This window comes from Dokdonella soli (assembly GCF_039523175.1).
Classification (GTDB): domain Bacteria; phylum Pseudomonadota; class Gammaproteobacteria; order Xanthomonadales; family Rhodanobacteraceae; genus Dokdonella_A; species Dokdonella_A soli.
In genome coordinates this window covers 251,352-276,614 of sequence record NZ_BAAAEU010000004.1, presented here as the reverse complement: position 1 = coordinate 276,614, position 25,263 = coordinate 251,352, and the positions used below count along the sequence as shown (strand labels likewise).

The window sequence follows — 25,263 nt, the reverse complement described above, 5'->3', positions numbered from 1 at the left end:
CGCCCTTCGCGAATTCCCGTCAGCGCAGTTGCCTGCCGGCGAGCGCGCCGAGTTCGCGCAGTGCGCTTTCGATCCTGGTGCTCCATGGCAGACCGCAGCTCAGGCGCAGATGATGGCGGTAGTCGCCCCGGCTCGAGAACAGATGTCCGGGCAAGGTGCCGATTCCATGTGTCAGCGCGGCATCGAACAGCGCCTGTCCCTCGATAGGCTGCGGTAGTTCCACCCACAGCGCCAAGCCTCCGCCAGGCTCGGAAACGCGCGTGTCCTCGGGCCAATGGCGCGCTATGGCATCGCGGCAGCGCTGCACATTGTCGGCAAGCGCGCGGCGCAGGCGACGCAATGCGCGCTCGAAATCATGCCGCGACAGATAGTCGGCAACCGCGAGCTGCGGCAGCGTCGCGGTCGCCACGGTCGAAAAGCATTTCGCACGCAACAGGTCGGAGGTGCGATTCGCACCGAGCACCCAACCCACGCGCAGGCCGGGTGAAAGGCTCTTGGAAAACGATCCACAGGTGAGAACGCAGCCATGCTCGTCGAAGCGGCGCAGCGGCGACGGACGTTCACCGGAATAGGCGAGTTCGCCGTACAGGTCGTCCTCGATCAGCACCACGCCATGCGCGGCGCAGGCGGCGACGATCGCACGCTTGTCGCCGTCGCCGGTCAGGCTGCCCATCGGATTGTTGAAGTTCGGAATCAGCACGGCCGCGCGCACGACGTGCCGATCGAGCAATTCGGCGAAGCGAGTGGCATCGATGCCGGTGCCGGGCAGATTCGGCACTTCGATCACGCGCAGGCCGAGCGCCGCGACGGCCTGCAGCAGGCCGTAGTACGTCGGTGTTTCCAGGACCACCACATCGCCGCGCTGCGTGACGGTACGCAACGCCAGGCTGATCGCTTCCATCCCGCCGGCGGTGACGATGATCTCGTCTGCATCGACATCGACCCCGCACTGGGCGTAGCGCCATGCGATGCGTTTGCGCAGGTCGGCAATGCCCTGCGGCGGCGCGTAGCCCAAGGCCGTATCCGGATTCCGACGCAGCACCCGCGTTGTCGTCGCGGCGAGCGCCGCGCACGGCAACAGCTCGGGTGAAGGCGTGGCCGCGTGCAACGGAAGCACGTCTTCGCGCGCGAGTACATCCAGCACTCCGAGCAGTACCGGATTGCGCACCGCCTGCGGGGTGCGGGAGATGCGATGCATCGCTCCGGCGGTCGGGAGCGGCATGGTCGACGAGCGCACGTAGTACCCCGAACGCGATCGCGCCTCGATCAGGCCTTCGCGCTCGAGCTGCATATAGGCTTCGACTGCGGTCGCCACGCTGACGCCTTGCATTCGACCGAGCCGGCGCAGCGACGGTAGACGTTCACCTGCACGCAGCTGGCCGCGCCGGATCTGTCGGCGCAGGTGCTCGGCGAGACGCGCATAGAGCAGGTTGTCGGCCATCTGATCTGTACTGGTAAAAATCGATGGTACCTGAATCTGTACTGGTCGTCGGCACCGGCTTAATCTGCGCCCTTTCCACTGGAGCGCCTCCGCATGAGTGCTGCTGCAAGCCGCGAATCGCGTACCGCGCTCACCCAGTTGCTGATCGCTGAAATCCTGATCGGTTCCGTCGGCGTGTTTGCCCACGAAGGTGGCCAGGACTCGATCACGACCGTGTTCTTCCGCTGCGTGTTCGGCAGCCTGTTCCTGATCGTGTGGGGCATCGCACGCGGCCATTTCCGCGGGCTGCTCGCAGAACGCGCATTGATCAAGGCTGCGATTGTCAGCGGCGTGCTGCTGGTGTTGAACTGGGTGGCGCTGTTCGCCGGCATGGCGCGTTCGTCGATCAGCGTCGCCACCCTGGTCTACCATTTCTTTCCGTTCGCGATGCTCGGGCTGGCCGCACTCTGCTTCGGCGAGCGCACGCGTCCGGCCGACTACGGCTGGACCGCACTTGCCTTCATCGGCGTCGCGCTTTCCGCCGATCCGTTCAAACTGGTCGGGACGGCGGACGCGAACTACCTGATCGGCGTCGGCCTCACGTTCATCGCGGCGGTGCTTTGTGGCGCTTCGTTGTTGCTGTCGCGCAGGATCAGCCGCGACAGGCCGTTCGCCGTGGTGCTGATCCAGTGCCTGACCGGAGCGGCGATGCTGGCGCCATTCGCCCGCTATGTGCCGATCGCGCACGCCGGACCACACTGGTTCTGGCTCGCCGGCCTGGGCCTGATCCACAGCGGAATCTGCTATGTGCTGTTCTATTCCGCCTACCCGCGGCTTCCGGTGGTCACCATCGCGGTACTGGCTTTCGTCTATCCCGTGGTGGCGTTGCTGCTCGACTTCCTGCTTTACGGCCATGCGCTCGGGCCGGTGCAATGGGCCGGTGTCGCGCTGATCGTGCTGGGCACGCTCGGCGTGAATCTGAAATGGCGCTGGACGCGGGGCAAGGAAGTGGTGGCGGCGCCAGGCGTCATCGCCGCGATGACCAACGAATCCGCATCATCGGCGACGGCACAGTGACACAGGGCGTTTCTGTACCCGCGCCTATTTCCGTGACTGCAGGGCGTCCACCACGGCGGCGAGTTCCGGGGCCAGCGGCGCGCTGAAGCTGTAGGCGCGATCGCCCAGGCTGAATTCGAATCGCGCCGCATGAAGGAATAGCCTTTTCAATCCCTTATCACGCATTCTTCGATTGAATTCGCGTTCGCCGTACTTCTCGTCGCCGGCGAGCGGATGGCCGATATGCTGGGCATGCACGCGGATCTGGTGGGTGCGGCCGGTGTCCAGCGCGACCTCGACGAGACTGGCGCCGTCGTAACGCTCCAGTTCGCTGAAACGCGAGCGTGATTCCTTGCCTTCCGTGTCGACGCGGACCATGCGTTCGCCGCCCTGCAGCACGGACTTGCGCAACGGGGCATCGACGGTCAGCCGCGCCTGTGGCAACGCGCCCTGGATCAGCGCGAGATAGCGCTTCTCGACGCGACCCTCGCGGATTTCGGTCTGCAGCGCGGCCAGCGCGGAACGCTTGCGGGTCAGCACGAGCACGCCGCTGGTATCGCGGTCGAGCCGGTGCGCAAGTTCCAGCGTGTCGCGCGGACGCGCCGCACGCAAGAGCTCGATCGCGCCGAAACTGACCCCGCTGCCGCCATGGCTGGCGATGCCGGAAGGCTTGTCGATCACCAGGAACTCGCGGTCCTCGTGGATGATCGCGGCTTCGATCCGATTCATCTGGCCGCCTGACGGCGCCTCGGCCTCGCCGCGTTCGGCGACCCGTACCGGCGGGATGCGCACCTCATCACCGCTCGCGAGGCGCTGGTCGGGCTTGGCACGGCGGCCGTTCACGCGCACCTGCCCGGTCCGGCAGATCCGGTAGATCAGGCTCTTGGGCACCCCCTTCAGGCGACCGGCCAGGAAGTTGTCGAGGCGCTGGCCGTCGCGATCGTCGGGAACCGCGACCGTATGCACCCGTGGAGAGGACCGCCCGAGCTCGCTGCTCATGGCTTGTTCCTGAACTTGTGCGGTCTTCCCCTCACCCCACCATCGGCGTTCGCCGATGGTCCTCCCCTCTCCCGCTGCGCGGGCGAGGAACGACGGTAGCGGCTTTCAGCCGCCGGTTCCTGGATGGAGTCGGCGTCGCGATTTGTCGCCGAAGTCTGTGTCTTCATTGAAAAAATCTTCCCGGAACTGATATGCTGGACAGGCGTGTCGCGCCGTTCCGAACCCCATCCGCGGGAGTACGGTACAGCCTATGACGCACCCGTCCGTTGCGTCCTTTCGCGCCCTGCGCCGTCGGTACTCCGTCGGAGCGTCGCGCAGGAGCGAGAGGCTCATCGTAATGGCTCGGGTCGTGGATTGCTCGCCGTCGGAAGGACGGCGCGGGTTCACGGGGACGCAGCAACCCAACAAGTGCCGGCGCGCGGAAGCGCCGGTTGGAAACCCAGGCGCACCTGCCGCCGTCGGCCCGCGAAATGCGGGCATCGCGCAGCGCGACAACGCGCAGCGCCGACGACAGTTGAGCGCCGACACAGGAAAACGACAATGAAACGCATGTTGATCAACGCGACTCAGCGGGAAGAGTTGCGCGTCGCGATCGTGGATGGCCAGAACCTTTACGACCTCGACATCGAAATCCCGTCCAAGGAACAGAAGAAGGCCAACATCTACAAGGCCCGCATCACCCGGGTCGAACCTTCGCTGGAAGCCTGCTTCGTCGATTACGGCGCCGACCGCCACGGCTTCCTGCCGCTGAAGGAAATCTCCGCGCAGTACTTCACCCCGGGCGCGAATCCGAACAAGGCCACCATCCGCGAGTTGCTCAAGGAAGGCCAGGAGATCGTCGTCCAGGTCGAGAAGGAGGAACGCGGCAACAAGGGCGCCGCGCTGACCACGTTCATCAGCCTCGCCGGCCGCTACATGGTGCTGATGCCGAACAACCCGAAGGCCGGGGGCGTGTCGCGCCGCATCGAGGGCGAGGACCGGCAGAACATCAAGGAAGCGCTCGACCACCTGCAGGTGCCCGACGACATGGGCCTGATCGTGCGCACCGCCGGCATGGGACGCGACGCCGAAGAGCTGCAGTGGGACCTCGACTACCTGCTGCAGCTGTGGAAGGCGATTTCCGAGGCCGCGCAGTCGCGCCCTGCCCCGTTCCTGATCTACCAGGAATCCAAGCTGATCATCCGCGCGCTGCGTGACTACCTGCGCAACGACATCGGCGAGATCCTGATCGACCACGAGGAGCTGTACCAGGACGCGCGCGAGTTCGTGCAGCAGGTCATGCCGAACAACCTGCGCAAGCTCAAGCTTTACCAGGACACCACGCCGCTGTTCTCGCGTTTCCAGATCGAGACGCAAATTGAGAACGCGTTCGAACGCACCGTGCGCCTGCCCTCCGGCGGCTCGATCGTGATCGACCAGACCGAGGCGCTCACCGCGGTCGACATCAACTCGTCGAAGGCGACCAAGGGCAGCGACATCGAGGAAACCGCGTTCAACACGAACTGCGAGGCCGCGGTCGAGATCGCGCGCCAGCTGCGCATCCGCGATGCCGGCGGCCTGATCGTGATCGACTTCATCGACATGGATTCGCCGCGTCACCAGCGCGACGTCGAGGAAAAGCTCAAGGATGCGCTCAAGCTCGATCGCGCACGCGTGCAGGTCGGCCGTATCTCGCGCTTCGGTCTGCTCGAGATGTCGCGCCAGCGCCTGCGCCCGAGCCTCGGCGAATCCACGCAGATCATCTGCCCGCGTTGCGAAGGCCACGGCCGCATCCGGGGTGTCGAATCGCTGTCGCTGTCCGCGCTCCGTCTGGTCGAGGAGCACGCGATGAAGGACAGCACCGGTCAGGTGCTGGTGCAGGCGCCGCCGACCGTCGCGAACTTCCTGCTCAACGAGAAGCGCCGCCAGCTGACCGAGATCGAGGCACGCCACGACGTCAACGTGATCGTGGTCGCCGACGAGCAACTCGAAACACCGCATCTGGAAATCCAGCGCCTGCGCGCCGCCGACATCGGTGAGGAAACGCGCCCAAGCTACCAGCGCACGACGCCGGCTGCGCCCAAGCCGTTGCCGACGATGCTGCGCCCGAGCGAAGAACCCGAGCAGCCGGCCGTGGCCGGCGTGGTGCGTGCGACGCCCGCGCCCGAGCGCCCGGAGCCTGTCGCGCCAGCGCCCGTTGCAGCGCCAGCGGCCCCCGCGGCACCTGCCGCCGGTGGTCTGTTAGCACGCTTCGTCGGCTGGTTCCGTGGCGGCGCGTCCGCGCCTGCACCGGCTCCGGCCACGAAAAAGGCGCCGATGCCGGCGGCGACGCGTCCGCAACCTGCACGCCCTGCTTCCCAGCAGCGTCCGGCAACGTCGCAGAATCGCCCTGCACAACCCCAGCGTGCACGCCCTGAAAACATTGCGCAGCCGCAGGGTCGGCGCGATGGCCGCCCCGGCGGCGAGCAACGTGGCGGTGGCCAGAAACAGCCACAACAACAGCAGCAAGGCCGCGGCAATCGTCGCGACGAACGCGGCCCGGGACGCGTGACTGGCGAACAGTCGGTCGTCGCCGAGCCGCGGTCGACTATCGAGGCGCGTCCCGGCAACGCGGCTCCGCGCCAGACCGCGGACGCGATCGCTCCTGCCGCACGCGCGGCGACAGCGGCGCCGGCATCGCAAGTCGAGAAAGAGCTGCCTGTTGCGCCAGCGACCCAGGCCGGAACGGAAGCCAAGCCGTCCGGCGATGCCGCAGTGCGCGACGAGATGCGCTCACGTCGCCGCGGTCGTCGCGGTGGGCGTCGCCGTCGCAAGGATGGCCCTTCGGAGGGCACGAGCGACATCGAGGCTTCGACTGCGGTTCGCGCGGATGTCGACGACGCGGATGTCGATGACGAGGATGCCAGCCGCGAAACCAGGGCTCCGCGGCAAGCGAATGCCAAAGCGCAAGTCGCCGCTGCGCAACCGCGATTCGATAAGCCGGCCGTTGCAACACCGGCCGCCGAGATGACCACGGCGCCCGTCGCGCACCCGGTCGTCTCCGCTCCCGAGCGCCGCGCCGACGATAGCATCGAGAAGCCCGCGAGCGTTGCGCCGGCGATCGAACCGCGTTTGCCGCTGGCCACGCAGCCAGCGGCGCCGGCTCAGCCGATGTCGACACCGGCACCGGCACCGGCCTCAGCCCCAATGCCGCCGGCGCCGACCATCACTCCACCACAGGCACAACCGTTCGCTGCGCCGCCGCGCGATGCAGCGGCCGCCACGAATGTCGAGCGACCAGCGGTCGTTCCTGAGCCAGTGCGACCGGATGCGCGTCCGACGCCTGCATTTGCTGCGACACCCGTGCCTGCACCGATCGCTCCGATGGCCGCGCCCGTTGCACCGTCTGCGCCGGTGGTCACAAGAGATGTTCCGCCGCGCCCGCAGCCGGGGCCGGCCACGCCTCAGTCTGACTCCATCGCGCCGGAACACGGACGGACGCTCGATCTGCCGTTGCCGCGACCAGCTGTCGTGCCGGACTTGAATCCGCCGGTCGCGCGGCCGCCGATCGAGATCAAGGAGCATCCTGCGCAGACCGACGTCGACAAATCACCGGCTGCCGAATCGAAACCGGAGTGAGTCCACTGAAACCGCGCGCCGAAATGCGCGCGGTTTCAGCCGGCGAGCGCGTGGGCGCGGTCGTCCAGCAATCCGTGCAGATGCGCAAGATGCGCGAGCGCGACCGGATTTCCAACGCCGAGCTTGTCGAACAAACGGTACTTGTAGGTCGCAACCGTTTTCGCGCTGAGCTTGAGACGTTTTGCGATGCGCTGCATGTCCTGCCCCTGCGCAAGCATCATCGCGACGTCGAGCTCGCGTGCGGACAATGCCTCGAACGGAGATCCGGGATGTCCGTCGAGCGCACCGAGCGCGAGCAGTTCGGCGACATCCGGCGAAAGATAGCGCCGGCCATCCGCAACCTGACGCACTGCGCGCACGAGCTCATCCGCGGCGCATCCCTTGGTCAGGTAACCACTGGCCCCCGCCTCGATCAGGCGCCGCGGAAACGGCGCCTCGTTGACCACGGTCAGGATCACGATGCGCGTGGCGAGTTTGTGCTTGCGTACGCGATCGGTCAGCTCGATGCCGCTGAGCTGCGGCATGTGCACATCGACCAGCGCGACATCCGGTTTCATGCGTCGGATCAGCGCGAGCCCCTGTTCGCCGTCGGCCGCTTCGCCAACGATCTCGATACCGGGTTGTTGCGACAAGATCATGCGAAAGCCGGTGCGCACCAGCTCATGGTCATCGACAAGAACGATGCTAATCATGAAGCCCCCAGATTGTTCCCCAACAATTCATGGCGACCATACCGCAGTTGGGCAGCCCACGTCGCGCCAGCTGGGGTAAAATTCCAGGGCAGGATGCTCGGTCAAACCGGCGCCGGCCCTGCGGCGCGACGAAATACGGAGAGATGGCCGAGCGGTTTAAGGCACCGGTCTTGAAAACCGGCGTGGTAGCGATACCACCGTGGGTTCGAATCCCACTCTCTCCGCCACTTGTCCTCCAACATTTTCAGCACCCGCGATTGCGCTCAAGCGAAGCCAGGTCCTTGATCTTCGGCGCCGGAACCATGAAGCTCCACTTACGAAGAAGGAGCGCTTCATGAAAATTAATAGTTCTGCTAACAAGCGCGGCCGCGAAGAGCTGAGCGATCGGCTGCGCACGGCGCGTCACCGGGCGGATCTCTCTCAGACCGAACTCGCCAACGCCGTAGGTGTCAGCGCCAGCGCTGTTGCTCAATGGGAGCACCCGAGCGGCACTCAGCCGTCACTCGGAAACCTGGTACTCGTGGCGCAGGTGACGAGGGTGTCGTTCGAGTGGCTGGCCACGGGCAATACGAGCCGGAAGTCCCCGCGGATCAGCGCGGCGGCGGAAGTCCCTGCGATCGCGCTCGACGCCTACGCACGCACGCTGCAGGAGGAGACCCTGCTCGACCATTTCCGTCAGCTTTCGGCGCGCCGGCAGGCCCTTGTGGTCACCATCGTGACGGAGTTCGCATCGCCTGTTCGTTCCCGCGCTTCTAAGCGGAGCTAACATGCGCCCGCCATTGAAGTAGACGTCCCGCAGGACTAGGTTGTGGCGCAGGCACAACGGTGGAGGGGCCGTGGGGACTTTGCATGGCAATGATCGTCTGTTGCCGGTCGACCACGCGCTGGCGCTGGGCGCCGGAACTCTTGCGGAGCCGCGGCATGCGCTGACGCTGATCGACATCGATCATCTCGAGTCGCTGCGCGACTGCACGACATCGGATCTCCTGGCATCCGCAGTCGACCGTCTTTCGCACGCGCTCGGCTTCGACTACTGGATGTACGCGCTGGATCTGCCGGTCATGGACGATCGCAAGCGCCAATACATGTTGGGTGGCTACCCTGCCGATTGGGTGCGGCACTATTTCGCCAGTGGCTACCTTCACATCGACCCGGTGATTGCGCATTGCCAAGCCCACGCAACGCCCTTCCTCTGGCCATCCTCACAGCGCGCATCTGTCCGATGCACCGACAGGCGCAGCACGTCCGTCGACTGCATGTTTCAGGAAGCGAGCGAGTTCGGCCTCAAGTCGGGCTTGAGCATCCCCATACATGGACTCGGCTGCAGTTGGGGGCTGGTGTCCTTCGCGTCGAGCACGGACATGACGGCCGACGACGTGCGCACGATGACGCCGCAGCTGCATCTGCTGGCGCATGGCATTCACGAAGCAGGGCATCGCTATGCGCATGACGCGGCCCTGCCCCCGCTGCCGCACTTGACCGATCGTGAACTCGAATGTCTGCACTGGGTGGCTGCGGGCAAGACGAGTTGGGAAATCGGCCGTCTGCTCGGCGTTGCCGAACGCACGGTGGTGTTTCATCTGCAGAATGCCACGCGCAAGCTCGGCGTGAGCGGTCGGCAGGCTGCGATCGCTCGCTCGATCGTGCTCGGATTGATCAATCCGTAATCTCCGACGGCCGCTCCTCGCGGCGCTCTCCGCACCTGTAAGAATTTGCAGCTGCAGTTTCTTGCAGCCCTCGCGTTTTGTTGGCTCCCCGCAATTCCGCGGAGGAGACCAACATGAACCAGATAATCATTGATCGCGCCGGCCAAGGCCAGCTCAACGCGGCATTGCTCGATAGCATGTTTCGGCTACGTCATAGCGTTTTTCACGACCGTCTCGGATGGCAGGTTCGCAGCGAACATGGTCGTGAACATGATTGGTACGATTTGATCGGACCGCACTACTTGGTAGTTCGTGGCGATCCTGCCCGCGATACGGCGATCGGATGCTGGCGGATGCTGCCGACCATGGGCCCGTACATGCTGCGCGACGTGTTTCCAATGCTGCTCGACGGTGAACCTGCTCCCGCCGATGCGCGTACATGGGAAATCAGTCGCTTCGCCGTCGCTGAGCATCATGCGGGCACCAGCTACGGCTTCAGCGAACTTCCCACGGAAATGTTGCGAGCGATGCTGCGCTTCGGGGTTGCTCAAGGCCTCGATGCGATCGTCGGCGTCACCAGTACCGCCGTCGAACGCATGCTGCGGCAGCTTGGGTTCGCGGTCCAGAGGCTGGGGCAACCTCAGCGAATCGGCAGGGTCATGAGCGTCGCATTCCGGCTGCCCCTGGACGAATCAACCCAACAGGCTGTTTGCGGAACGGTGTTGCGGCTATCCCAAGAAAGGGCTGCGTAACGACAAAGCTGCCAGACCGACGAACAAGTCTCCGGGAGGGCAAGCAGTCCGACGATTCTGCATGCCCTCCCGGGCCCCCGCGGCGTTCCATGCTGCTGAGGCCATTCAATATAACTTCAAAACATGTGAGCAAAAAAACCTGTAAGTAATTACAGCATGTATATCTATTGTTAGACTGGTAAAATCGCGAGGGTCGCCGCCGTGAAAGGCATCAAATTCATATTGATTTTTTACGTCAGCGGATTTTTCTCATTCATTAAAACGGATATTGGCGATTGAGGCGGTATTTTGTCGCTCAATAGCCATGATATATTTTTCAATAAGAGACGCCCTGCGCAACGCATTTCATCGGGCATGATTTGCTTTGATCAAAATCGTATTCACGCGCACTCAAGGGAGACTGACCCATGATCTATCCGAACTGCATGGTCAATTCGAAAAAATTGACTTTTGCTTCTGATAAATCAAAAACGAGCCGGAGCCGCACGATCATCGCGCTCATTGGCGTCGCGGGAATTGCCCTTTCCGTGCTCGCGCATGCGGGGGCCGTTGCTGTCCCCAATGGTGATTTTTCCGTACCCGGCAATGCGGGGAGCGTCGGCGGTGGCCCAATCGGAGGATCGGGTACCAACGTTGGAATCGGCGCGAGCCTTGGTCCATGGACGGGAACATTCAACGGCGCCGTGGCTCTCCTGGCCCCACCCACGCTCACGATCGATTCCACTGCGCGGACCGCGAACATCAACGGTGTGCTCGGTGTCAACGTCGCCGGCCTCTTTAACAACGGTGGCTACTTCAGCCAGACACTGCCCACGCCCTATGTTCCCAACAAGAGGAATACCGTCGGTGTCGACATCAATTCCGGAGGCTCGCTGGGTCTCGGCACGCTCGCTACGACGAATGTCGGTATAGCACTGCGCTCCGGTGCCACCGTGCTTGGCTCCAGCACGACCGCTCCAGCGCAGCTAGTCAGCCTTGCTCCGGTCAACGGAACGACTTATCACCTCACCCTCATTTATGACACGGGCCCCACGGTCAGCGGAAATGTCGATATCCAGCTGTTCGATCTCCCGCAGAACCAGTTGACGGCCAACCTGATGCCTACCGTTACATTTTCTAACGTGACATTGAATGTTGGTGCAATTACGGACCCCACAACGCAACTCCACGTTTCCGGGCTGGGTTCGCAAAGCGCCCAAGTGGGTACGCCGTTCGGCGCGCCATTGATTGCCAAGGTCACTGACATGCTTGGCACGCCGATGGAAGGCGTGATCGTGACGGTAGCTGCGCCCCCTACAGGGGCAAGTGCGGTGCTGACCTCAGGCTCCTCATCCGGCACCAGTGTCCAGGCCGTGACGGATACGAGTGGCCTAGTGACCGTGAGCGCAACCGCAAACAGCATCGCCGGCTGCTACCGGGTGACTGCCAGTGTCGGCGGCGTCCCTTCACAAGCCATCTTCTCTCTGCGTAACTGGTCGACCGCGCAGATATTCCGGTTCCTCGATGCCGGTGTGGACATGACGGCGCTGCAGCAGGATTCGATCTACTGCGACGGTTTCGATTGATCGATCTCGGCACGCCGGCAGTTCGATATCCGCTTGCTCGCCGTCGCGATTGGCTCGCAAGGATAATCGACCGCTGCGTCGTCCGTACCGAAGCAACGATTTTGGTCCCGGGCTAAAAGGAGTTGCGCGAAAATTTCGATGCCCATGGAACACAGGGCCCGGGACCTCTCTTCAGCCGCACTGTCTGCGCATCGGCATCGCGGTAGTCGCATGGCCCCTAGGCATGCCCTGACAGCATCTCCGCTGTAGCGACTCGCGCTTGGCGGCCGCTACCGTCCAGTGTCGGTGTCACCTGCGTTCGGTTCGCGCGAGCGCGCCGCGAACGGTGCGGGCAAGCAATCGCTCGCTCAGCGAGCGCACACCTGCCCCCAACTGCAGCCGGTTCAAGCATTCCTCTGCTTGAGGAGCGTTGCCGGGCGCGACCACCGCTGCAAGCAAGGCCGGCCAGCGGCGTTCACCCATGGCGCGTTTCAACCAGAGCAGTGCCGGCAACAGGCGCTGCTCGATCACGGTGAAATCGCTGCCGAACGGAAACGATGGCAGCAGCCCACGCGTCGCGAACGGTGCGAGGTTCGCGGCGAGCGTCGCCGGTGTATTGCGTCTGCAGGCGTCCGGCACGCGGAAATCACGCGGCAGCTTGCCAGCTCCGATCGCCGTGCGAGCGAGTTCGTCGACGAAACGCGCATCGCTGATCGCCAGCATCTCGCGTATGCAGGCCTCATCCGACTTTCCGCGCACGTCCGCGATTCCGTATTCGGTGATGTAGATATCGCGTAGATGCCGCGGGATCGTCGTATGTCCGTAGTTCCAACGGATGTTCGATTCGACACGACCGCCACTTTCGCGCGTTGCGCGCAGCAGCAGCACCGAGCGGCCGCCATCGAGCGCGTGCGCCATCGCGACGAAGTTGTACTGGCCGCCGACACCGCTGACCACACGTCCATCCTCCAGCGCATCCGAGGTGGCGGCGCCGAGCAAGTTGGCCACCATGCAGGTGTTGAAGAAACGCGCGTCGCGACGCTGCGCCGCGTCGAGCCGCTCGCGGCCGCCATAGAGCTGGTTCACGTCGGAAACACGGCTCATCACCAGCCCGCTGTGGTCCTCGCCTTCGAGCTCGCGCAGCCATGCATAGAATTCCTTCGAGCCGAGGAAGAACGCGCCCTTGAGATAGTGGCCGCCACGCAGGCGTTCGGGTTCGACTGCGACGCCTGCGTCGAGCGCCCGCTGCACATCGGGATCGTCGTAGACCTTGCGGGTCAGGATGCCGGCGCGACGCAGGTGCATGAAGCCATCCATGACCATCTCGCTGGCGCCGTAGAGTCCGCGCGCGAAGGGCGCGACGCCGCCCCAGCGCGCGACCAGCTCGTCCGTCGCAGTGTTTCCACCGTGCAGCGCGCGCAGCAGGTCGAGATACTCGGCATTGCGGCGATGGCGCAGCAGCAACGCCTGCACGATCGCGTCGGACAGCGCGCCGATGCCGATCTGCAAGGTGCCGCCGTCGCGCACCAGCGTACTGGCATACAGGCCAATCGCGTGTTCGGCGAGATCGACCGCGCCGCGCGGCAGCGCGAACAGCGGCTGCTTCGGCTCGCCTTCCTCGATCAGCGCATCGAAGAACTCCGCTCCGACCTCGGCGTCGCCGCCCAGGAACGGCAAGTCCGGATGCACGACGCCGACGACGAACGGTCGTGGCTTGCCGCGCGCGGCGATTGCGTCGAGCACATCCAGGGTCACATCGGGATTGCAGGACAGGCTGTAGCGCGCGGCGCCGCCGCTGCCACGCCGCGCGACGAGCTGCACGATCGCGTGCAATGTCTGGCCGTCGGCGAGATCGCGGGCGACGTGGGTGTAGTTCATGCTCGCATAGTCGCGTTGCGCACGCGCCGAGCGCAGCATCGCGCCGGACTGGAAATAGAATTCCAGGATGCAGATGTTCGCTGGCAGGCGGTTCGCCTTGAGGTCGACCACGTAGTCGAGCCGCGGATAGTCCACGCCGAACTGGCGCGCGAGGAACGGCTCGAGAAAACGACGTTCCAGATCGCTGCCAGCTTCCGGCGGATCGAGCGAGAGCGCAGTGAAGATCGTCAATCGACGTTCCGGCTCCGCCTTGATGCGCCGATACAGCGTGTTCAGCAGATGATTCGGTTTGCCGAGCCCGAGCGGCGTGGCAACCGCGAGCCGGTCGCCGCCAAGTGCCAGGATGCGCTCGATCACATCGTCGATCGAAACAAGGGGCGAAGGTGCGGTCACGCGGTTCTCCTGAACATCCACATGATCGCAGATGATGGCCTGGAGGCAAGCTGGCACGCGCTCAACCCCGACAAGGTGCGCGTCGCGTTTCAACGAACCCGCTCCCTTCTCCGTGACGACAGCCATCGATTTGCCTTAACCTGATCGCATGGGGGACGAGAAAACCGACGAGGCATTGATGCTCGCTTACGCCGAAGGCGACCTGCTCGCCTTCGAGATCCTCTATCAGCGCCATCGCGGCACGCTGTACCGCTTCCTGCTGCGCAGCCTGCGTCATCGCGCCGACGCCGACGAGCTGTTCCAGGAAACCTGGAGCCGGCTGATCGCCGCGCGCGAGCGCTACCGGCCCGACGCGAAGTTCACGACCTGGCTGCTGCAGATTGCGCACAACCTCGTCATCGATCGCTTCCGGCGCCAGCGTCCACAGGCATCGCCGGACGAGACCGATAGCGTGCTGCGCAATCTCGATGCGCCCGAGTCGGAGCAGCCTGAACGCGTGCTCAGCGAATTCGAGCAGCGACGGCGCCTGCAACTCGCGCTGGAGGATCTGCCCGACGAGCAACGCGTCGCCTTCCTTCTGCGCGTCGAAAACGGCCTTGGTCTCGACGAGATCGGCGAGATCACGGGCGCTGGCCGGGAAACCGTGAAATCACGCCTGCGCTACGCGCTGGCACGCATCCGCGCGAGGTTCGCGTCATGACTTTGCCGCGCGACCGCGAACACGACCTCGATCGCCTGCTCGGCGAGGACGGCGGCGAGTTCGGCGCACTGTACCGGCGCCTGTCGCGCGTCGACCCGCCGCGTCGGCTCGACCGTGCCGTGCTCGGCGAAGCCGCGCGCGCGGTCCACGGCCGACCTCCGCGCCGGCAGCGCTGGCTGCTCGGCCTCGGCTCAGCCGCGGGTGTCGTGCTCGCGGCCGGCATTGCCTGGCACATGGGCCAGGATGCCTTGCGCGAGCAGACGCAGTACGGTGGTCACGCGGTACCGAATGTCGTGCCGGTCGAGCCGATCACCGAGGCGGCCCCGCGTCGGCGCGAACACGCGAACGAGGCACAGAACGCGCCCCCACCCGCGTCAGTGCAGCAACCGGTACCGGCGCAAATCGCTGTACCAGCAAAGCCGGCGTCCTCCGCGCGCAAGAGCACGGCGAAATCTCCGACGCCGTTGCCCGCGGCCGCGCCCGCTGCGACGGAACCCGCATCATCACCCGTTGTACCAGCGCCGTTCCCGGCCGCAGCGGAGCCTCGCAGCGATGCCGCAACACGGTCCACACCTGCCCCGCAGGCGGCTGGTGCAAGCAAGACGCGCGCCGCCGATGAACTCGACCAGGCAATGCCAGCCGCCCCGCGCGCCGGCGCAGCGCCCTCTCCGTCGGGCTCGGTGGAACTGCGTCGCGACATGCAGCTTGCACCCGAGGACTGGCTGGCGCACATCCGGCAATTGCTGCACCAGGGCCGCCGCCAGCAGGCGACCGAGAGCCTGCGGCTGTTCCGGCTCGCGCACCCGGACTGGCAACTGCCGGACGAGCTGCGGCCCTTGCTGGACTAAACGCCACGACGGCGCATGCGGCGCGTTACACTATGCGCCGATGAGCACGACCTTCACGCTGGATGGCGCCACTCGCCTGCAGCAGGAAATCAGGAAGAGCCGCTTCCTCGCCCAGGCCGCCCCCGTCGACGATGCAGACGCCGCGCTCGCCCATGTCGCGCGGGTCAGTGCGAGCGATGCGACGCATAACTGCTGGGCATACCGTATCGGTGCGAACTATCGCTTCAGCGACGACGGCGAACCCGGCGGCAGTGCCGGCCGGCCGATCCTCGCCGCGATCGAGGGCCAGGGACTGGACCGCGTCGTGGTTGTCGTAACGCGCTGGTTCGGCGGCATCAAACTCGGCGTCGGGGGCCTCGTGCGCGCTTATGGGGGCTGCGCGGCGGAATGCCTGCGCCTCGCCGCCAAGCGCGAGCTGGTCGAACGAGCTCGTGTCGTCATCCACTGTGACTACGCGGCGGCCGCGACGCTGTACGCGAAGCTGCGCGACTTCGATGCGGCCAGACACGCCGAGGCCGCGTCCGCAGACGGCGCCGAACTCCACATCGATCTGCCGACATCACGGGTTGCCGAGCTGCGGACATACGTGCGTGACCTTACGCGTGGCCGCGGCACGGTCGATTCGCCGACTTGAACGCCCGGCGTCCGCCCGCACCTCGTCATCCTGTTCAACCCCCTACTGCGCCGATGACCGATCAGCCCGCCGACTCCTCGCGCAAGATCCGTCTGCTGACCCGTCTCCTGCCGTACCTCAAGCCGTACCGCGGCCTGATCATCGGCTGGCTCGGCTTTCTCGCACTGTCCTCGACTGCGACGCTGATCCTGCCGCAGGCCGTGCGGGTGATGATCGACCACGGTTTCACGCAGGCGAATGCATCAGCGATCAACGCGAGCTTTCTCGGCCTGTTCGTGGTTGCCGCGGTACTCGCGGTTGCGACCGCCGCGCGATTCTTCTTCGTCAGCCTGCTCGGCGAACGGGTCGCCGCAGACCTGCGCCGGCGCCTGTACGATCATCTGCTCACACTTGACCAGGCGTTCTTCGAGCGCACGCGTACTGGCGAACTGGTGTCGCGCCTCGCCGCCGACACCGAACTGGTGCAGACCGTGGTCGGTTCGACCCTGTCGGTTGCGCTGCGCAGTGTGGTCACGCTGATCGGCGGCGCTACCTTGATGATGCTCACGAGCCCGCGTCTGGCCGGTTTCACGGTACTCGTGATTCCGGCCGTGGTCCTGCCGATCGTGATCTTCGGCCGTCGCGTGTCGCGACTCTCGCGCGAGAGCCAGGACCGCATCGCCGATGCGTCGGCGACCGCGGCCGAAGCGCTGAACGCGGTGCATACGGTGCAGGCCTACACGCGCGAGCCACAGGAATCGAGGCGCTACGCGGACGCGGTCGCCCGCGCGCTCGCGACCGCGCGCCGGCGCATCGCGACGACCGGTACGCTGACCGCGCTGGTGATCCTGTTGAGCTTCGGTGCAATCACGCTAGTGCTCTGGGCAGGCGCCAAGGCGGTCATCGCCGGCACCATGGCCGTCGGCGTGCTCAGCCAGTTCGTGCTGTATGCGGTGCTGGCGGCCGGCTCGGTCGGCGCGCTGACTGAGGTCTGGGGGCAGATCCTGCGCGCGGCCGGTGCGCTCGGCCGCATCGGCGAGTTGCTCGACACCCGCGCGGACATCCGTTCGCCGCAACCGGCGCAGGCACTATCGCAACCCGTGCGCGGCGCGATCCGCTTCGAACAGGTCGAGTTCCGCTATCCGTCGCGCCCGGACCGCGCCGCGCTGCATGATTTCTCGCTGGCCGTGGAACCTGGCCAGACCATCGCGCTGGTCGGTCCATCCGGCGCCGGCAAGACCACCGTGTTCCAGCTGCTGTTGCGCTTCCACGATCCGCTGACCGGGCGCATCACGCTCGACGGCGCCGACCTGCGCGCACTCGCGTTGCCGGAACTCCGCGGCAGCTTCGCGCTCGTTCCGCAGGATCCGGTGCTGTTCGGCGCCAGCGCCGCCGACAACATCGGTTTCGGCCGCACCGGCGCCAGCCTCGACGAAATCGTCGCCGCTGCGGGCTTGGCCGAGGCGCACGACTTCCTCGATGTGCTGCCGGAACGCTATGACACCTACCTAGGCGAACGCGGCGTGCGCCTGTCCGGCGGCCAGCAGCAGCGTGTCGCGATCGCGCGTGCGCTGCTGCGTGATGCCCCGGTGCTGCTGCTCGATGAGGCGACCTCCAGCCTCGATGCGCAGTCCGAGCATCTGATCCAGCACGCGCTGGAGCGCCTGATGCGCGGGCGCACCACCTTGGTGATCGCGCACCGGCTTGCCACCGTGCAGCGCGCCGACCGCATCGTGGTGATGGACGGCGGTCGCATCGTCGCTCAAGGCACGCATGCAGAGCTCGTGCGCGAGGACGGTCTCTACGCCGAACTCGCGCGACTGCAGTTCGCGGCGTAGCGGCATCGCGTGCGGGCAGTTATCGTGCCGGCATGACCGTCGCGACTTCCTCGTTCGACCAGCGGTTCGCGACGGCCGTACGGCTCGCGGATGATGGCCACCTGCCGCAAGCCATCGAGATCTTCGCAGCGCTGGCACACGAGCGCCCTGAGCTGGCCCCGTTACGCCATGCGCTGGTGCGCGGTCTGCTGCTCGCCGGTGATCCCGATCGTGCACACGCCGAGGCGAATCACCCGATACTGCTCGACGCGCGCGAAGCGTTCCGCGCCGTGGTCGCGGACTTCGCCGCTGCCGGCGCGCTGCATCAGCGTGGCGAACTCCTGCGTGCGTTCCTTCAACGCCACCCGGACGACTACGATGCGGCGCTCGCGCTGGCCGCAGCCGCGCACCTGTTGGGTCGCCCTAGCGACGCGCTGCGCTGGAGCGAACACGCACTCGCCTTGCGCCCGCAGCAACGCATGCCGCGCGAGATACGCGCCGCGTCGCTGATCGACCGTGGCGATGTCGAAGCCGGCCTCGCCGGTTATCGCGAACTGTTGCGCCACGGCGATGCCGAGACTGCCGCGCGTCATCTGGTGCTGATGCACTACGATCCGGCGCAGGACAATGAGATTCTGTTCGCCGCGCATCGCGATTTCGCGCAGCGTCACCTGCATGCGTTCGGACCGCCGCCCATCGCATCGGCGTGTGATCCGGAACAGCCACTGCGCATTGGCTGGCTGTCGCCACGTATCGCGGCGGGGCCCGTGGCGACATTTCTCGACGGTTTGCTCGCGCGTTTCGACCGTTCCCGGCATCGTCACTTGCTGATCAGCCTGGAGCCCGCACAGGATGCTGCCGGGCGGCGCCTGCAGACCCTTGTCGAAGAGGCGGTCGATGCCAGCGGGCTGGACGATGCGCGGTTGCTGCAGCGCCTGCGTGCGCTCCAGCTCGATGTACTGGTCGACCTCGCCGGCCATTCCACCGGCAACCGCCTGGCGGTGCTGGCGCAGCGCGTCGCACCCGTGCAGGTCTGCTGGCTCGACTGGTTCGACACCACCGCGGTGCCGGCGATGGACGCCTGGTTCAGCGACGCGTGGCTGACTCCGGCCGATTCGACCCAACGCTATTCCGAGCGCGTGGTTCGCCTCGCATCGGGCCGGTTCTGCTACACGCCACTGGACGATGCGCCCTCGCCGCTGCACGATGGTGCCGGTCCGCCGGTGTACGCATCGTTCAACCGTCTCGCTAAGCTCAACGACGGGGTGATCGATGCATGGGCGGACATCCTGCGTCGCGTTCCCGAATCGAGGCTGGAGCTTCGTGCGCGCCATCTTGGCGAACCGGAAACCCGCGCGCACATCGCGCAGCGCTTTGCCGAACGCGGTGTCGACGCGGCGCGCCTGCAGCTGGGGGGTGAACTGCCTTATCAGGAACTGCTTGCGGCGTACCGGCGCATCGACGTCGCACTGGACCCGTTTCCGTTCTCCGGCTGCACCACGACCTGCGACGCGCTGTGGATGGGTTGCCCGGTCGTCACCTTGCCCGGCGCGACATTCGTCAGCCGGCAGAGCGCGAGCCTGCTGTGGCGGCTCGGTCGTGACGAATGGGTCGCGCGTTCACGCGATGACTACGTTGCATGTGCAGCAAGGCTGGCGGTGGATCCTGGCGCGCTGCGGGCGGATCGCGCCGGCTTGCGTGACACGGTGCGCGCGCAACTGTGCGATGCGAATGCTCAGGCTGCGGACTTCGCGGCCGCGCTGCGCGGCCTGTGGCAGGCGCAGTGCGCGCGTCTGTGACAAAAAAAGCCCCGCATGGCGGGGCTTCTGGAGCACATGTCGTCGGATCTACTTGATCGGCTGCACGCCCGACGCCTGCGAGCCCTTCGGCCCCTGGACGATCTCGAAATTGACACGCTGTCCCTGCTGCAGCGTGCGGAACCCCTGTGAATTGATGGCCGAATAGTGGACGAACACATCCTCCCCGCCTTCCTCGGGGGCGATGAAGCCGAACCCCTTGGCATCATTGAACCACTTCACTGTACCGGTAAGCATCGATGAAGCCCCTCACTGATTGGAACCACGCACGGCTCCGGATTTCCCGCCTGTTGAGCCGCGCGTTTCGAGTATAACAATTGCTTAACGGAACAAATCAAGTCGCAGTGCGCAACACCTGGAGGTCATGCCGACGGGCGGCACAAGGTCGCAGCCAGAAGAGGTGCCGCAGTGCTCAGGTTGCGAGCAACGCGCTGATCAGACGCGGCACCTGCGTCGTCATCGCCGCGAGATTCGCGAAGATCTCCGGCAGGCTGATCTCGGTCTCGCCGCCGCAGCCGGCCGCCCAGTTCGCGACCAGCGCCAGACAGGCATAGTCGAGTCCGAGTTCGCGCGCGAGCGCTGCCTCCGGCATGCCGGTCATGCCGACCAGGTCGCAACCGTCTCGACGCAGGCGCACGATCTCGGCGCAGGTTTCCAGACGCGGTCCCTGGGTGGCGCCGTAGCACCCGCCATCGACAACGGCGACGCCGGCCTGCGACGCCGCCGCGAGCAGGTCCTTGCGCAACCCGGCGGAGTACGGTTCGCTGAAATCGATATGGCGCACTTCCGCGCCCGCCACGTCGCAATAACTGGTCAGGCGGTCATGCGTGTAATCGATGATCTGGTCCGGAACGGCCAGTACGCGCGGCCCCACGTCGCCGCGTATGCCGCCGACCGCGTTGACGCCGAGCACGCGTCGCGCGCCAAGATGATGCAGCGCCCACACGTTTGCACGGTAGTTCACTCGATGCGGCGGGATCGTGTGCGACTCGCCGTGGCGCGCGAGAAACGCGATGCGGTGCTTGCCGACTTGGCCGAGGACAACACTGTCGGAGGGCGGCCCGTACGGCGTGTCGACCGCATGACGCTCGATCTTGTCGAGGCCTGGGAATTGGTAGAGGCCGGTGCCGCCGATCAAGGCCAGTTCGATATGTCGAGTCATGCGTCCACCGCGTAGATCGCCGGAAGATTGCGTCCCAGTTCGTGATAGTCCATGCCGTAGCCGAACACATAGCGGTCGGGTACTTCGACACCGACGAAGTCTGCTTTGAGGCCCTCCGCGCAACGGCCGTGACGCTTCTCGCAGAGCACTGCCAGCAGCACGCGTGTGGCGCCTTGCTCCAGGCAGAAATCGCGGATCGCCTTCAGCGTGTGGCCCTCGTCGAGGATGTCGTCGACAAGGAGCACGGTCGTGCCGGCCAGCGACGTCGCCGGCTGCTTGATCCAGAGCAGTTCACCGCCGCGCGTCGCGCCGCGGTAGCGCGTCGCGTGCACATAGTCGAACGTGAGCGGCGCCGAGATCGCGGTGGCAAGCTGACCGGCGAAGATCAGCGCACCCTGCATCACGGTGAGATAGACAGCCGGGTGGCCATCGAGTGCGCGGTCAATCTCACCGCCGAGGCGCGTGATCGCCTCGACCAGCACGGCCTGATCGTGGATGCGGTCGGCATGGGTCAGCGCGCGAGATAACGTGGTTGTAGTCATGGTCGGCCTTGGGTGTCCTGCGCGGCATCGAGCGTGGCGAGCCGCGCGATGAATTCGTCGCGTTGCGGGTTGCTGGTCAGCGCGTCCCAGGTTTGCGCGACCTCGCCCTGCAGGGTGGCGAGCAGATCCGGATCGCAGGGTGTCGCGTGCGCGCTTGCCGCGATCGCCTCATCGACGATCGCCGGGCCGCAGGCGAGCAGCAGATCGCAGCCCGCAAGCAGATGGGCCTCGATGCGCGCGGGAATGCCACCGAGTGCTTCCGCAGCAGCCATGCCGATGTCGTCGCCGATCACGGCGCCGCGGAAGCCGAACTCGCCGCGCAGCACGTCCTCGACCCAGATCCGCGAGCAACCGGCCGGCCGGGAGTCGATCGCTGGATAGGTCACATGGGCCATCATCACCGCTTCGGCGCCGGCCGCGATCGCATCTGCGAACGGCAAGAGGTCGGTCGCGCGCAGTTCGTCGAGCGGACGCGGATCGATCGCCGCATCGAAATGCGTGTCCTCGGCGACCGAACCATGTCCGGGAAAATGCTTGAGTGTCGCCGCCATGCCGGCGAGGCGCATGCCCCGCAGATAGGCTTGCGCAAGTTCGGAAGCAACCTGCGGATCGGCATCGAACGCGCGTGTGCCGATCGCTCGATTGCCGCGTGCCAGATCGACGACCGGCGCAAAGCTCAGGTCGATGCCGATCGCGCGCATTTCGCTCGCCATCACCCAGGCGTGTTCCTCGGCATGCGCGATCGCGGCGCGCGGATCGCGCGCATACAGTTCGCCGATCTGCACCAGCGCGGGCAGGCGCGTGAAGCCGTCGCGGAAACGCTGCACCGGGCCACCTTCCTGGTCGACGCAGACCAGGAACGGGTCCCGCCGTGCGAGGCGGATGTCGTCGATCAGCGCGGTGACCTGATCGCGGCTTCCGAAGTTGCGCGTGAACAGGATCACCCCACTGACCTGCGGGACGGCGAGGCGCGCGCGATCCGCGTCGCTCAGGGTCTTGCCGGGAAGGCCGATGATCAGCATGTCGTCATGAGTGTGTCAGGGGGCGTCATCCGCGTTGCGTTCCGCGACGCTCCATTGCGAATACGGATGCATCGCGAGGTTCAGATTGTAATAGCGCGACAGGTTGCTGACCTCACGCCCCAGCCATGCCGGTCGCGGAAATGCGGCTTCGACCGTGTCCAACTCGAGTTCGGCGACGATCAATCCGGCATTGCTGCCACTGAATTCGTCAATCTCGAAAACGTGACTGTCGAACTCTACATGGTGGCGCCGCTTTTCGACGACATCGCCGGCCAACTTCGCCAGCATGGCTCGGGCGTCGGCCAGCGGAATCGCGTATTCGAATTCGTCGCGCACGACGCCCGGCGCCGCCGCCTTGATGTTGAGGAAGGCGCTTTCTCCAGCCACGCGCACGCGCACCGAACAGCGTGCGGCGGGCGGTCCGGCCAGGTAGCCCTGCAGCATGGTTTCGCTGCGCGCGACATCCGCACGCCATGCATCGCCGGTGATGAGGAATTTGCGCTCGATCTCAATGGGCATGGCTTTTGGTGAGCAGCGCGGCCATGGACGGCCGCTTCTTGATTCTCGCGCTCAGGAACGAACGCACAAACATCACCTCTCGAAAAGCGCGATCGATTCGACATGCGCAGTATGCGGGAACATGTCCATTACGCCAGCCGCGGTCAGGCGGAAACCGTGCCGCTCGACCAGGATGCCGGCGTCGCGGGCAAGCGACCCGGGGTGGCAGGACACGTAGACGACGCGTGCCGTTTCCTTGCGTGGCAGGTATTCCAGCACCGCGGCTGCACCGGAACGCGGCGGGTCGAGCAGCAGCTTGTCGAAACGCCGGCGCGCCCACGGCGTGTCGTGCGTGTCCGCGGCGAGGTCGGCCGCGAAGAACTCCACGTTGCCGATGCGATTGCGCGCGGCGTTCTCGCGCGAGCGCGCGACCAGCGCCGCTTCGCCTTCGACGCCGACCACTGCTCCGGCGCGACGTGCCATCGGCAGCGTGAAGTTGCCGAGTCCGCAGAACAGGTCGAGCACGGTTTCGGTCGGCTGCGGATCGAGCAGTTCGAGCGCACGCGCGATCATGCGCCGGTTCATGCCGGCGTTGACCTGGATGAAGTCGAGGGGACGGAACGCAATGTCGATGTCGTAGTCCGGGATGCGAAACGACAGCGGCACCTCGTCCGGCCACAACGGCGTCACGCTGTCCGGGCCGCCCGGCTGCAGCAGGATCGCCAGACTGTGGGTCTGGCCGAACACAACCAGCGCATCGCGGTCCGACTGCGACAGCGGCTGCAGATTGCGGAATGTCAGCGCGACCGTCTCGTCACCAGCCGCGATCTCGATCTGCGCGATCTCACGCTTGGCCTCGAGCGAACCGACCAGCTCGCCAAGCGCGGTGAGCCGCTCGCCGACTTCCGGCAGCAAGGTGTGGCAGATCGAGAGATCCGCGACGAAGCGCGGGTTGTCCTCGCGGAAGCCGACCAGCGCCTTGTCCTTCTTCGCAACCCACTTGACCGAAAGCCGACCCTTGCGCCGATAACCCCAGGGCTCATCGGTCAGCGGATCGAGCCAGCGCTCCGGAGCGACCTTGCCGATGCGCTCGAAGTTCTCGGCGAGCACGCGCTGCTTGGCCGCGATCTGCGCGGCCGGCGGCAAGTGCTGCAACGAGCAGCCGCTGCAGGTGCCGAAATGCACGCAGCGCGGCTCGATGCGATCCGGCGAACGAGTCAGCAGCTCTTCGACCTTTGCCTCATCGAAATGACGGCTGCGCTTGGTGAGCTTGATCCGCACGCGCTCGCCCGGAAGCGCGCCGGCGACGAACACGGTCTTGCCGTCGATGCGGGCGACGCCGCGGCCGTCATGGGAAAGGTCGGTAATGTCGACTTCGTTCGTTTGCATGAGATGAAAAATAAAGCGCCCACCGGAGCAGGTGGGCGGAATGGGAAATCTGCTCGTTCGAAGGCAGGAGCTGGATCCCGTGTCATCGGCCATCCATGGCCTGCACGGGATGACGATGTCCAGTCACTGGATCCCGTGTCGTCGGCCATCCATGGCCTGCACGGGATGACCGCATCCTGCGGTCACTTTTGCTTCCAGGTGCCGCTGGGGTCCTGATAGTACCAGCCCGCATGCGCCTGCTGGATCCACTGCTTTGCGAACGTGCTGCGAATCTGCGCTTCCCACTCGGCGTGGCCGTTGGCCAGCGCGATCTCGCGGTAGACGGCCTGGCGATCACGGTTCTCGTCGGCGACCGCCGTGTTCACGACGGCGCGTTCGGCCAGCGGAATGCTGGATGCGTCGCGCACAGCGACCAGGCCGTCGTTCGTGAAACCGACCGCTCCGCTCTCACAGTATTTCGACAGCGACGAGGAAAACCGCTGCTGCATGCGGGTCTGGATCGCCTGGATCTGCGGCGTCTGGATATTGACGTTCGCCTGCTGCGCGTAGGCGCTGGGGATCACGAAGTCCAGCAGCATCGCGCCCGGCGACTTGCCCGGCGGCGGTTGCTCGGCCGGCGTTGGCGAATGCTCCTTCGCCTTCTCGCCGATCACCTTGTCCACGAACTGTTCGGCCGCCTTCTCCGCCGCCGCTTCGGGAAAATAGACATTGATCGTGACGCAGGCGGTCGGCAGCGCGAGCGTGGTGGCGAGTGCGGCCCAGACGACGAACTTGCGCATGCGTTTCTCCGTAGGTTCTGCGTTCATCCTTGAACGCAAGGATCAAGAAGCGGCCGTCCGTGGCCGCACTTTCCGTCGTTTGTGCGTTCGTCCTGAACA

The 25,263-nt window shown here is 65.6% G+C and carries 22 protein-coding genes and 1 tRNA gene; 12 read left to right on the top strand and 11 right to left on the bottom strand.

The window, feature by feature from the left end:
* Nucleotides 1-19 precede the first annotated feature (19 nt).
* On the bottom strand, nt 20-1,441 hold the full coding sequence (locus tag ABD002_RS04790) for an aminotransferase-like domain-containing protein (RefSeq protein WP_343787706.1): 1,422 nt from the start codon (nt 1,439-1,441) through the stop codon (nt 20-22).
* Nucleotides 1,442-1,534: 93 nt separating this feature from the next.
* On the opposite strand from ABD002_RS04790, the gene ABD002_RS04785 reads away from it, so the two are divergent.
* The gene (locus ABD002_RS04785) at nt 1,535-2,497 is read left to right on the top strand and encodes a DMT family transporter (protein ID WP_343787704.1); all 963 of its coding nucleotides are present in this window, start codon (nt 1,535-1,537) and stop codon (nt 2,495-2,497) included.
* Between the two features lie 24 nt (nt 2,498-2,521).
* On the opposite strand, the gene ABD002_RS04780 is transcribed toward ABD002_RS04785, so the two are convergent.
* A complete protein-coding gene (locus tag ABD002_RS04780) occupies nt 2,522-3,475 on the bottom strand; it encodes an RluA family pseudouridine synthase (RefSeq protein ID WP_343787702.1) in 954 nt (317 codons plus the stop codon).
* A gap of 540 nt (nt 3,476-4,015) precedes the next feature.
* Between ABD002_RS04780 and ABD002_RS04775 the strand changes: the two genes are divergently transcribed.
* Nucleotides 4,016-7,072, top strand: coding sequence for an Rne/Rng family ribonuclease (locus ABD002_RS04775; protein WP_343787700.1), 3,057 nt, complete (start codon nt 4,016-4,018; stop codon nt 7,070-7,072).
* A gap of 35 nt (nt 7,073-7,107) precedes the next feature.
* Here the strand turns inward: ABD002_RS04775 and ABD002_RS04770 are convergent, their stop codons facing one another.
* Nucleotides 7,108-7,764, bottom strand: a complete 657-nt coding sequence (locus ABD002_RS04770; RefSeq protein ID WP_343787698.1) for a response regulator — start codon at nt 7,762-7,764, stop codon at nt 7,108-7,110.
* A gap of 137 nt (nt 7,765-7,901) precedes the next feature.
* On the opposite strand from ABD002_RS04770, the gene ABD002_RS04765 reads away from it, so the two are divergent.
* The 5 genes from ABD002_RS04765 to ABD002_RS04745 all read left to right on the top strand — a co-directional run bounded on the left by ABD002_RS04765 (nt 7,902) and on the right by ABD002_RS04745 (nt 11,727).
* Nucleotides 7,902-7,991, top strand: a tRNA-Ser gene (locus tag ABD002_RS04765).
* A gap of 107 nt (nt 7,992-8,098) precedes the next feature.
* Nucleotides 8,099-8,530 (top strand): helix-turn-helix domain-containing protein, encoded by a 432-nt coding sequence (locus ABD002_RS04760; RefSeq protein WP_343787695.1) that lies wholly within the window; start codon nt 8,099-8,101, stop codon nt 8,528-8,530.
* A 70-nt stretch (nt 8,531-8,600) separates the two neighbouring features.
* The gene (locus ABD002_RS04755; RefSeq protein WP_343787693.1) at nt 8,601-9,431 is read left to right on the top strand and encodes an autoinducer binding domain-containing protein; all 831 of its coding nucleotides are present in this window, start codon (nt 8,601-8,603) and stop codon (nt 9,429-9,431) included.
* A 113-nt stretch (nt 9,432-9,544) separates the two neighbouring features.
* On the top strand, nt 9,545-10,162 hold the full coding sequence (locus ABD002_RS04750) for an acyl-homoserine-lactone synthase (protein ID WP_343787691.1): 618 nt from the start codon (nt 9,545-9,547) through the stop codon (nt 10,160-10,162).
* 407 nt (nt 10,163-10,569) lie between these two features.
* On the top strand, nt 10,570-11,727 hold the full coding sequence (locus ABD002_RS04745; RefSeq protein ID WP_343787689.1) for an Ig-like domain-containing protein: 1,158 nt from the start codon (nt 10,570-10,572) through the stop codon (nt 11,725-11,727).
* A 288-nt stretch (nt 11,728-12,015) separates the two neighbouring features.
* Here the strand turns inward: ABD002_RS04745 and ABD002_RS04740 are convergent, their stop codons facing one another.
* Complete coding sequence (locus ABD002_RS04740; RefSeq protein ID WP_343787687.1) at nt 12,016-13,977, bottom strand: acetyl-CoA hydrolase/transferase C-terminal domain-containing protein; 1,962 nt, start codon at nt 13,975-13,977, stop codon at nt 12,016-12,018.
* A gap of 148 nt (nt 13,978-14,125) precedes the next feature.
* Here ABD002_RS04740 and ABD002_RS04735 point away from each other — a divergent pair, with 148 nt between their 5' ends.
* Genes ABD002_RS04735 through ABD002_RS04715 form a run of 5 tightly spaced genes read left to right on the top strand, consistent with a single transcriptional unit; the run spans nt 14,126 to nt 19,754 of the window.
* Nucleotides 14,126-14,677, top strand: a complete 552-nt coding sequence (locus tag ABD002_RS04735) for an RNA polymerase sigma factor (protein WP_343787685.1) — start codon at nt 14,126-14,128, stop codon at nt 14,675-14,677.
* Entirely contained in the window at nt 14,674-15,525 is an 852-nt protein-coding gene (locus tag ABD002_RS04730; protein ID WP_343787683.1) for a hypothetical protein, read from the top strand. The genes ABD002_RS04735 and ABD002_RS04730 overlap by 4 nt, the downstream gene beginning before the upstream one ends.
* A gap of 40 nt (nt 15,526-15,565) precedes the next feature.
* Nucleotides 15,566-16,159, top strand: coding sequence for an IMPACT family protein (locus tag ABD002_RS04725; protein ID WP_343787681.1), 594 nt, complete (start codon nt 15,566-15,568; stop codon nt 16,157-16,159).
* 53 nt (nt 16,160-16,212) lie between these two features.
* Complete coding sequence (locus tag ABD002_RS04720; RefSeq protein ID WP_343787679.1) at nt 16,213-17,976, top strand: ABC transporter transmembrane domain-containing protein; 1,764 nt, start codon at nt 16,213-16,215, stop codon at nt 17,974-17,976.
* Between the two features lie 32 nt (nt 17,977-18,008).
* Nucleotides 18,009-19,754 carry an O-linked N-acetylglucosamine transferase, SPINDLY family protein gene (locus tag ABD002_RS04715; RefSeq protein WP_343787677.1) on the top strand — a complete coding sequence of 582 codons (1,746 nt, stop codon included), beginning with the start codon at nt 18,009-18,011 and terminating at the stop codon, nt 19,752-19,754.
* Between the two features lie 48 nt (nt 19,755-19,802).
* On the opposite strand, the gene ABD002_RS04710 is transcribed toward ABD002_RS04715, so the two are convergent.
* The 7 genes from ABD002_RS04710 to ABD002_RS04680 all read right to left on the bottom strand — a co-directional run bounded on the left by ABD002_RS04710 (nt 19,803) and on the right by ABD002_RS04680 (nt 25,164).
* Complete coding sequence (locus ABD002_RS04710) at nt 19,803-20,009, bottom strand: cold-shock protein (protein WP_343787675.1); 207 nt, start codon at nt 20,007-20,009, stop codon at nt 19,803-19,805.
* A 175-nt stretch (nt 20,010-20,184) separates the two neighbouring features.
* Complete coding sequence (locus tag ABD002_RS04705; RefSeq protein ID WP_343787673.1) at nt 20,185-20,934, bottom strand: S-methyl-5'-thioinosine phosphorylase; 750 nt, start codon at nt 20,932-20,934, stop codon at nt 20,185-20,187.
* The gene (locus ABD002_RS04700) at nt 20,931-21,476 is read right to left on the bottom strand and encodes a hypoxanthine-guanine phosphoribosyltransferase (protein ID WP_343787671.1); all 546 of its coding nucleotides are present in this window, start codon (nt 21,474-21,476) and stop codon (nt 20,931-20,933) included. The genes ABD002_RS04705 and ABD002_RS04700 overlap by 4 nt, the downstream gene beginning before the upstream one ends.
* A complete protein-coding gene (gene nagZ, locus ABD002_RS04695) occupies nt 21,473-22,498 on the bottom strand; it encodes a beta-N-acetylhexosaminidase (protein ID WP_343787669.1) in 1,026 nt (341 codons plus the stop codon). Before nagZ ends, ABD002_RS04700 begins: the two co-directional genes overlap by 4 nt.
* Before the next feature lie 15 nt (nt 22,499-22,513).
* Nucleotides 22,514-23,017, bottom strand: a complete 504-nt coding sequence (locus ABD002_RS04690; protein ID WP_343787667.1) for a CYTH domain-containing protein — start codon at nt 23,015-23,017, stop codon at nt 22,514-22,516.
* 72 nt (nt 23,018-23,089) lie between these two features.
* Complete coding sequence (gene rlmD / locus ABD002_RS04685; protein WP_343787665.1) at nt 23,090-24,385, bottom strand: 23S rRNA (uracil(1939)-C(5))-methyltransferase RlmD; 1,296 nt, start codon at nt 24,383-24,385, stop codon at nt 23,090-23,092.
* A 182-nt stretch (nt 24,386-24,567) separates the two neighbouring features.
* A complete protein-coding gene (locus ABD002_RS04680; protein ID WP_343787663.1) occupies nt 24,568-25,164 on the bottom strand; it encodes a YdbL family probable chaperone protein in 597 nt (198 codons plus the stop codon).
* Nucleotides 25,165-25,263: the final 99 nt, after the last annotated feature.

Bases quoted from the DNA above. Each gene is read 5' to 3' on its own strand.
- ABD002_RS04790 (WP_343787706.1), bottom strand. From the start codon at position 1,441: ATGGCCGACAACCTGCTCTATGCGCGTCTCGCCGAGCACCTGCGCCGA.
- ABD002_RS04785 (WP_343787704.1), top strand. From the start codon at position 1,535: ATGAGTGCTGCTGCAAGCCGCGAATCGCGTACCGCGCTCACCCAGTTG.
- ABD002_RS04780 (WP_343787702.1), bottom strand. From the start codon at position 3,475: ATGAGCAGCGAGCTCGGGCGGTCCTCTCCACGGGTGCATACGGTCGCG.
- ABD002_RS04775 (WP_343787700.1), top strand. From the start codon at position 4,016: ATGAAACGCATGTTGATCAACGCGACTCAGCGGGAAGAGTTGCGCGTC.
- ABD002_RS04770 (WP_343787698.1), bottom strand. From the start codon at position 7,764: ATGATTAGCATCGTTCTTGTCGATGACCATGAGCTGGTGCGCACCGGC.
- ABD002_RS04760 (WP_343787695.1), top strand. From the start codon at position 8,099: ATGAAAATTAATAGTTCTGCTAACAAGCGCGGCCGCGAAGAGCTGAGC.
- ABD002_RS04750 (WP_343787691.1), top strand. From the start codon at position 9,545: ATGAACCAGATAATCATTGATCGCGCCGGCCAAGGCCAGCTCAACGCG.
- ABD002_RS04745 (WP_343787689.1), top strand. From the start codon at position 10,570: ATGATCTATCCGAACTGCATGGTCAATTCGAAAAAATTGACTTTTGCT.
- ABD002_RS04735 (WP_343787685.1), top strand. From the start codon at position 14,126: ATGGGGGACGAGAAAACCGACGAGGCATTGATGCTCGCTTACGCCGAA.
- ABD002_RS04730 (WP_343787683.1), top strand. From the start codon at position 14,674: ATGACTTTGCCGCGCGACCGCGAACACGACCTCGATCGCCTGCTCGGC.
- ABD002_RS04725 (WP_343787681.1), top strand. From the start codon at position 15,566: ATGAGCACGACCTTCACGCTGGATGGCGCCACTCGCCTGCAGCAGGAA.
- ABD002_RS04720 (WP_343787679.1), top strand. From the start codon at position 16,213: ATGACCGATCAGCCCGCCGACTCCTCGCGCAAGATCCGTCTGCTGACC.
- ABD002_RS04715 (WP_343787677.1), top strand. From the start codon at position 18,009: ATGACCGTCGCGACTTCCTCGTTCGACCAGCGGTTCGCGACGGCCGTA.
- ABD002_RS04710 (WP_343787675.1), bottom strand. From the start codon at position 20,009: ATGCTTACCGGTACAGTGAAGTGGTTCAATGATGCCAAGGGGTTCGGC.
- ABD002_RS04705 (WP_343787673.1), bottom strand. From the start codon at position 20,934: ATGACTCGACATATCGAACTGGCCTTGATCGGCGGCACCGGCCTCTAC.
- ABD002_RS04700 (WP_343787671.1), bottom strand. From the start codon at position 21,476: ATGACTACAACCACGTTATCTCGCGCGCTGACCCATGCCGACCGCATC.
- nagZ (WP_343787669.1), bottom strand. From the start codon at position 22,498: ATGCTGATCATCGGCCTTCCCGGCAAGACCCTGAGCGACGCGGATCGC.
- ABD002_RS04690 (WP_343787667.1), bottom strand. From the start codon at position 23,017: ATGCCCATTGAGATCGAGCGCAAATTCCTCATCACCGGCGATGCATGG.
- rlmD (WP_343787665.1), bottom strand. From the start codon at position 24,385: ATGCAAACGAACGAAGTCGACATTACCGACCTTTCCCATGACGGCCGC.
- ABD002_RS04680 (WP_343787663.1), bottom strand. From the start codon at position 25,164: ATGCGCAAGTTCGTCGTCTGGGCCGCACTCGCCACCACGCTCGCGCTG.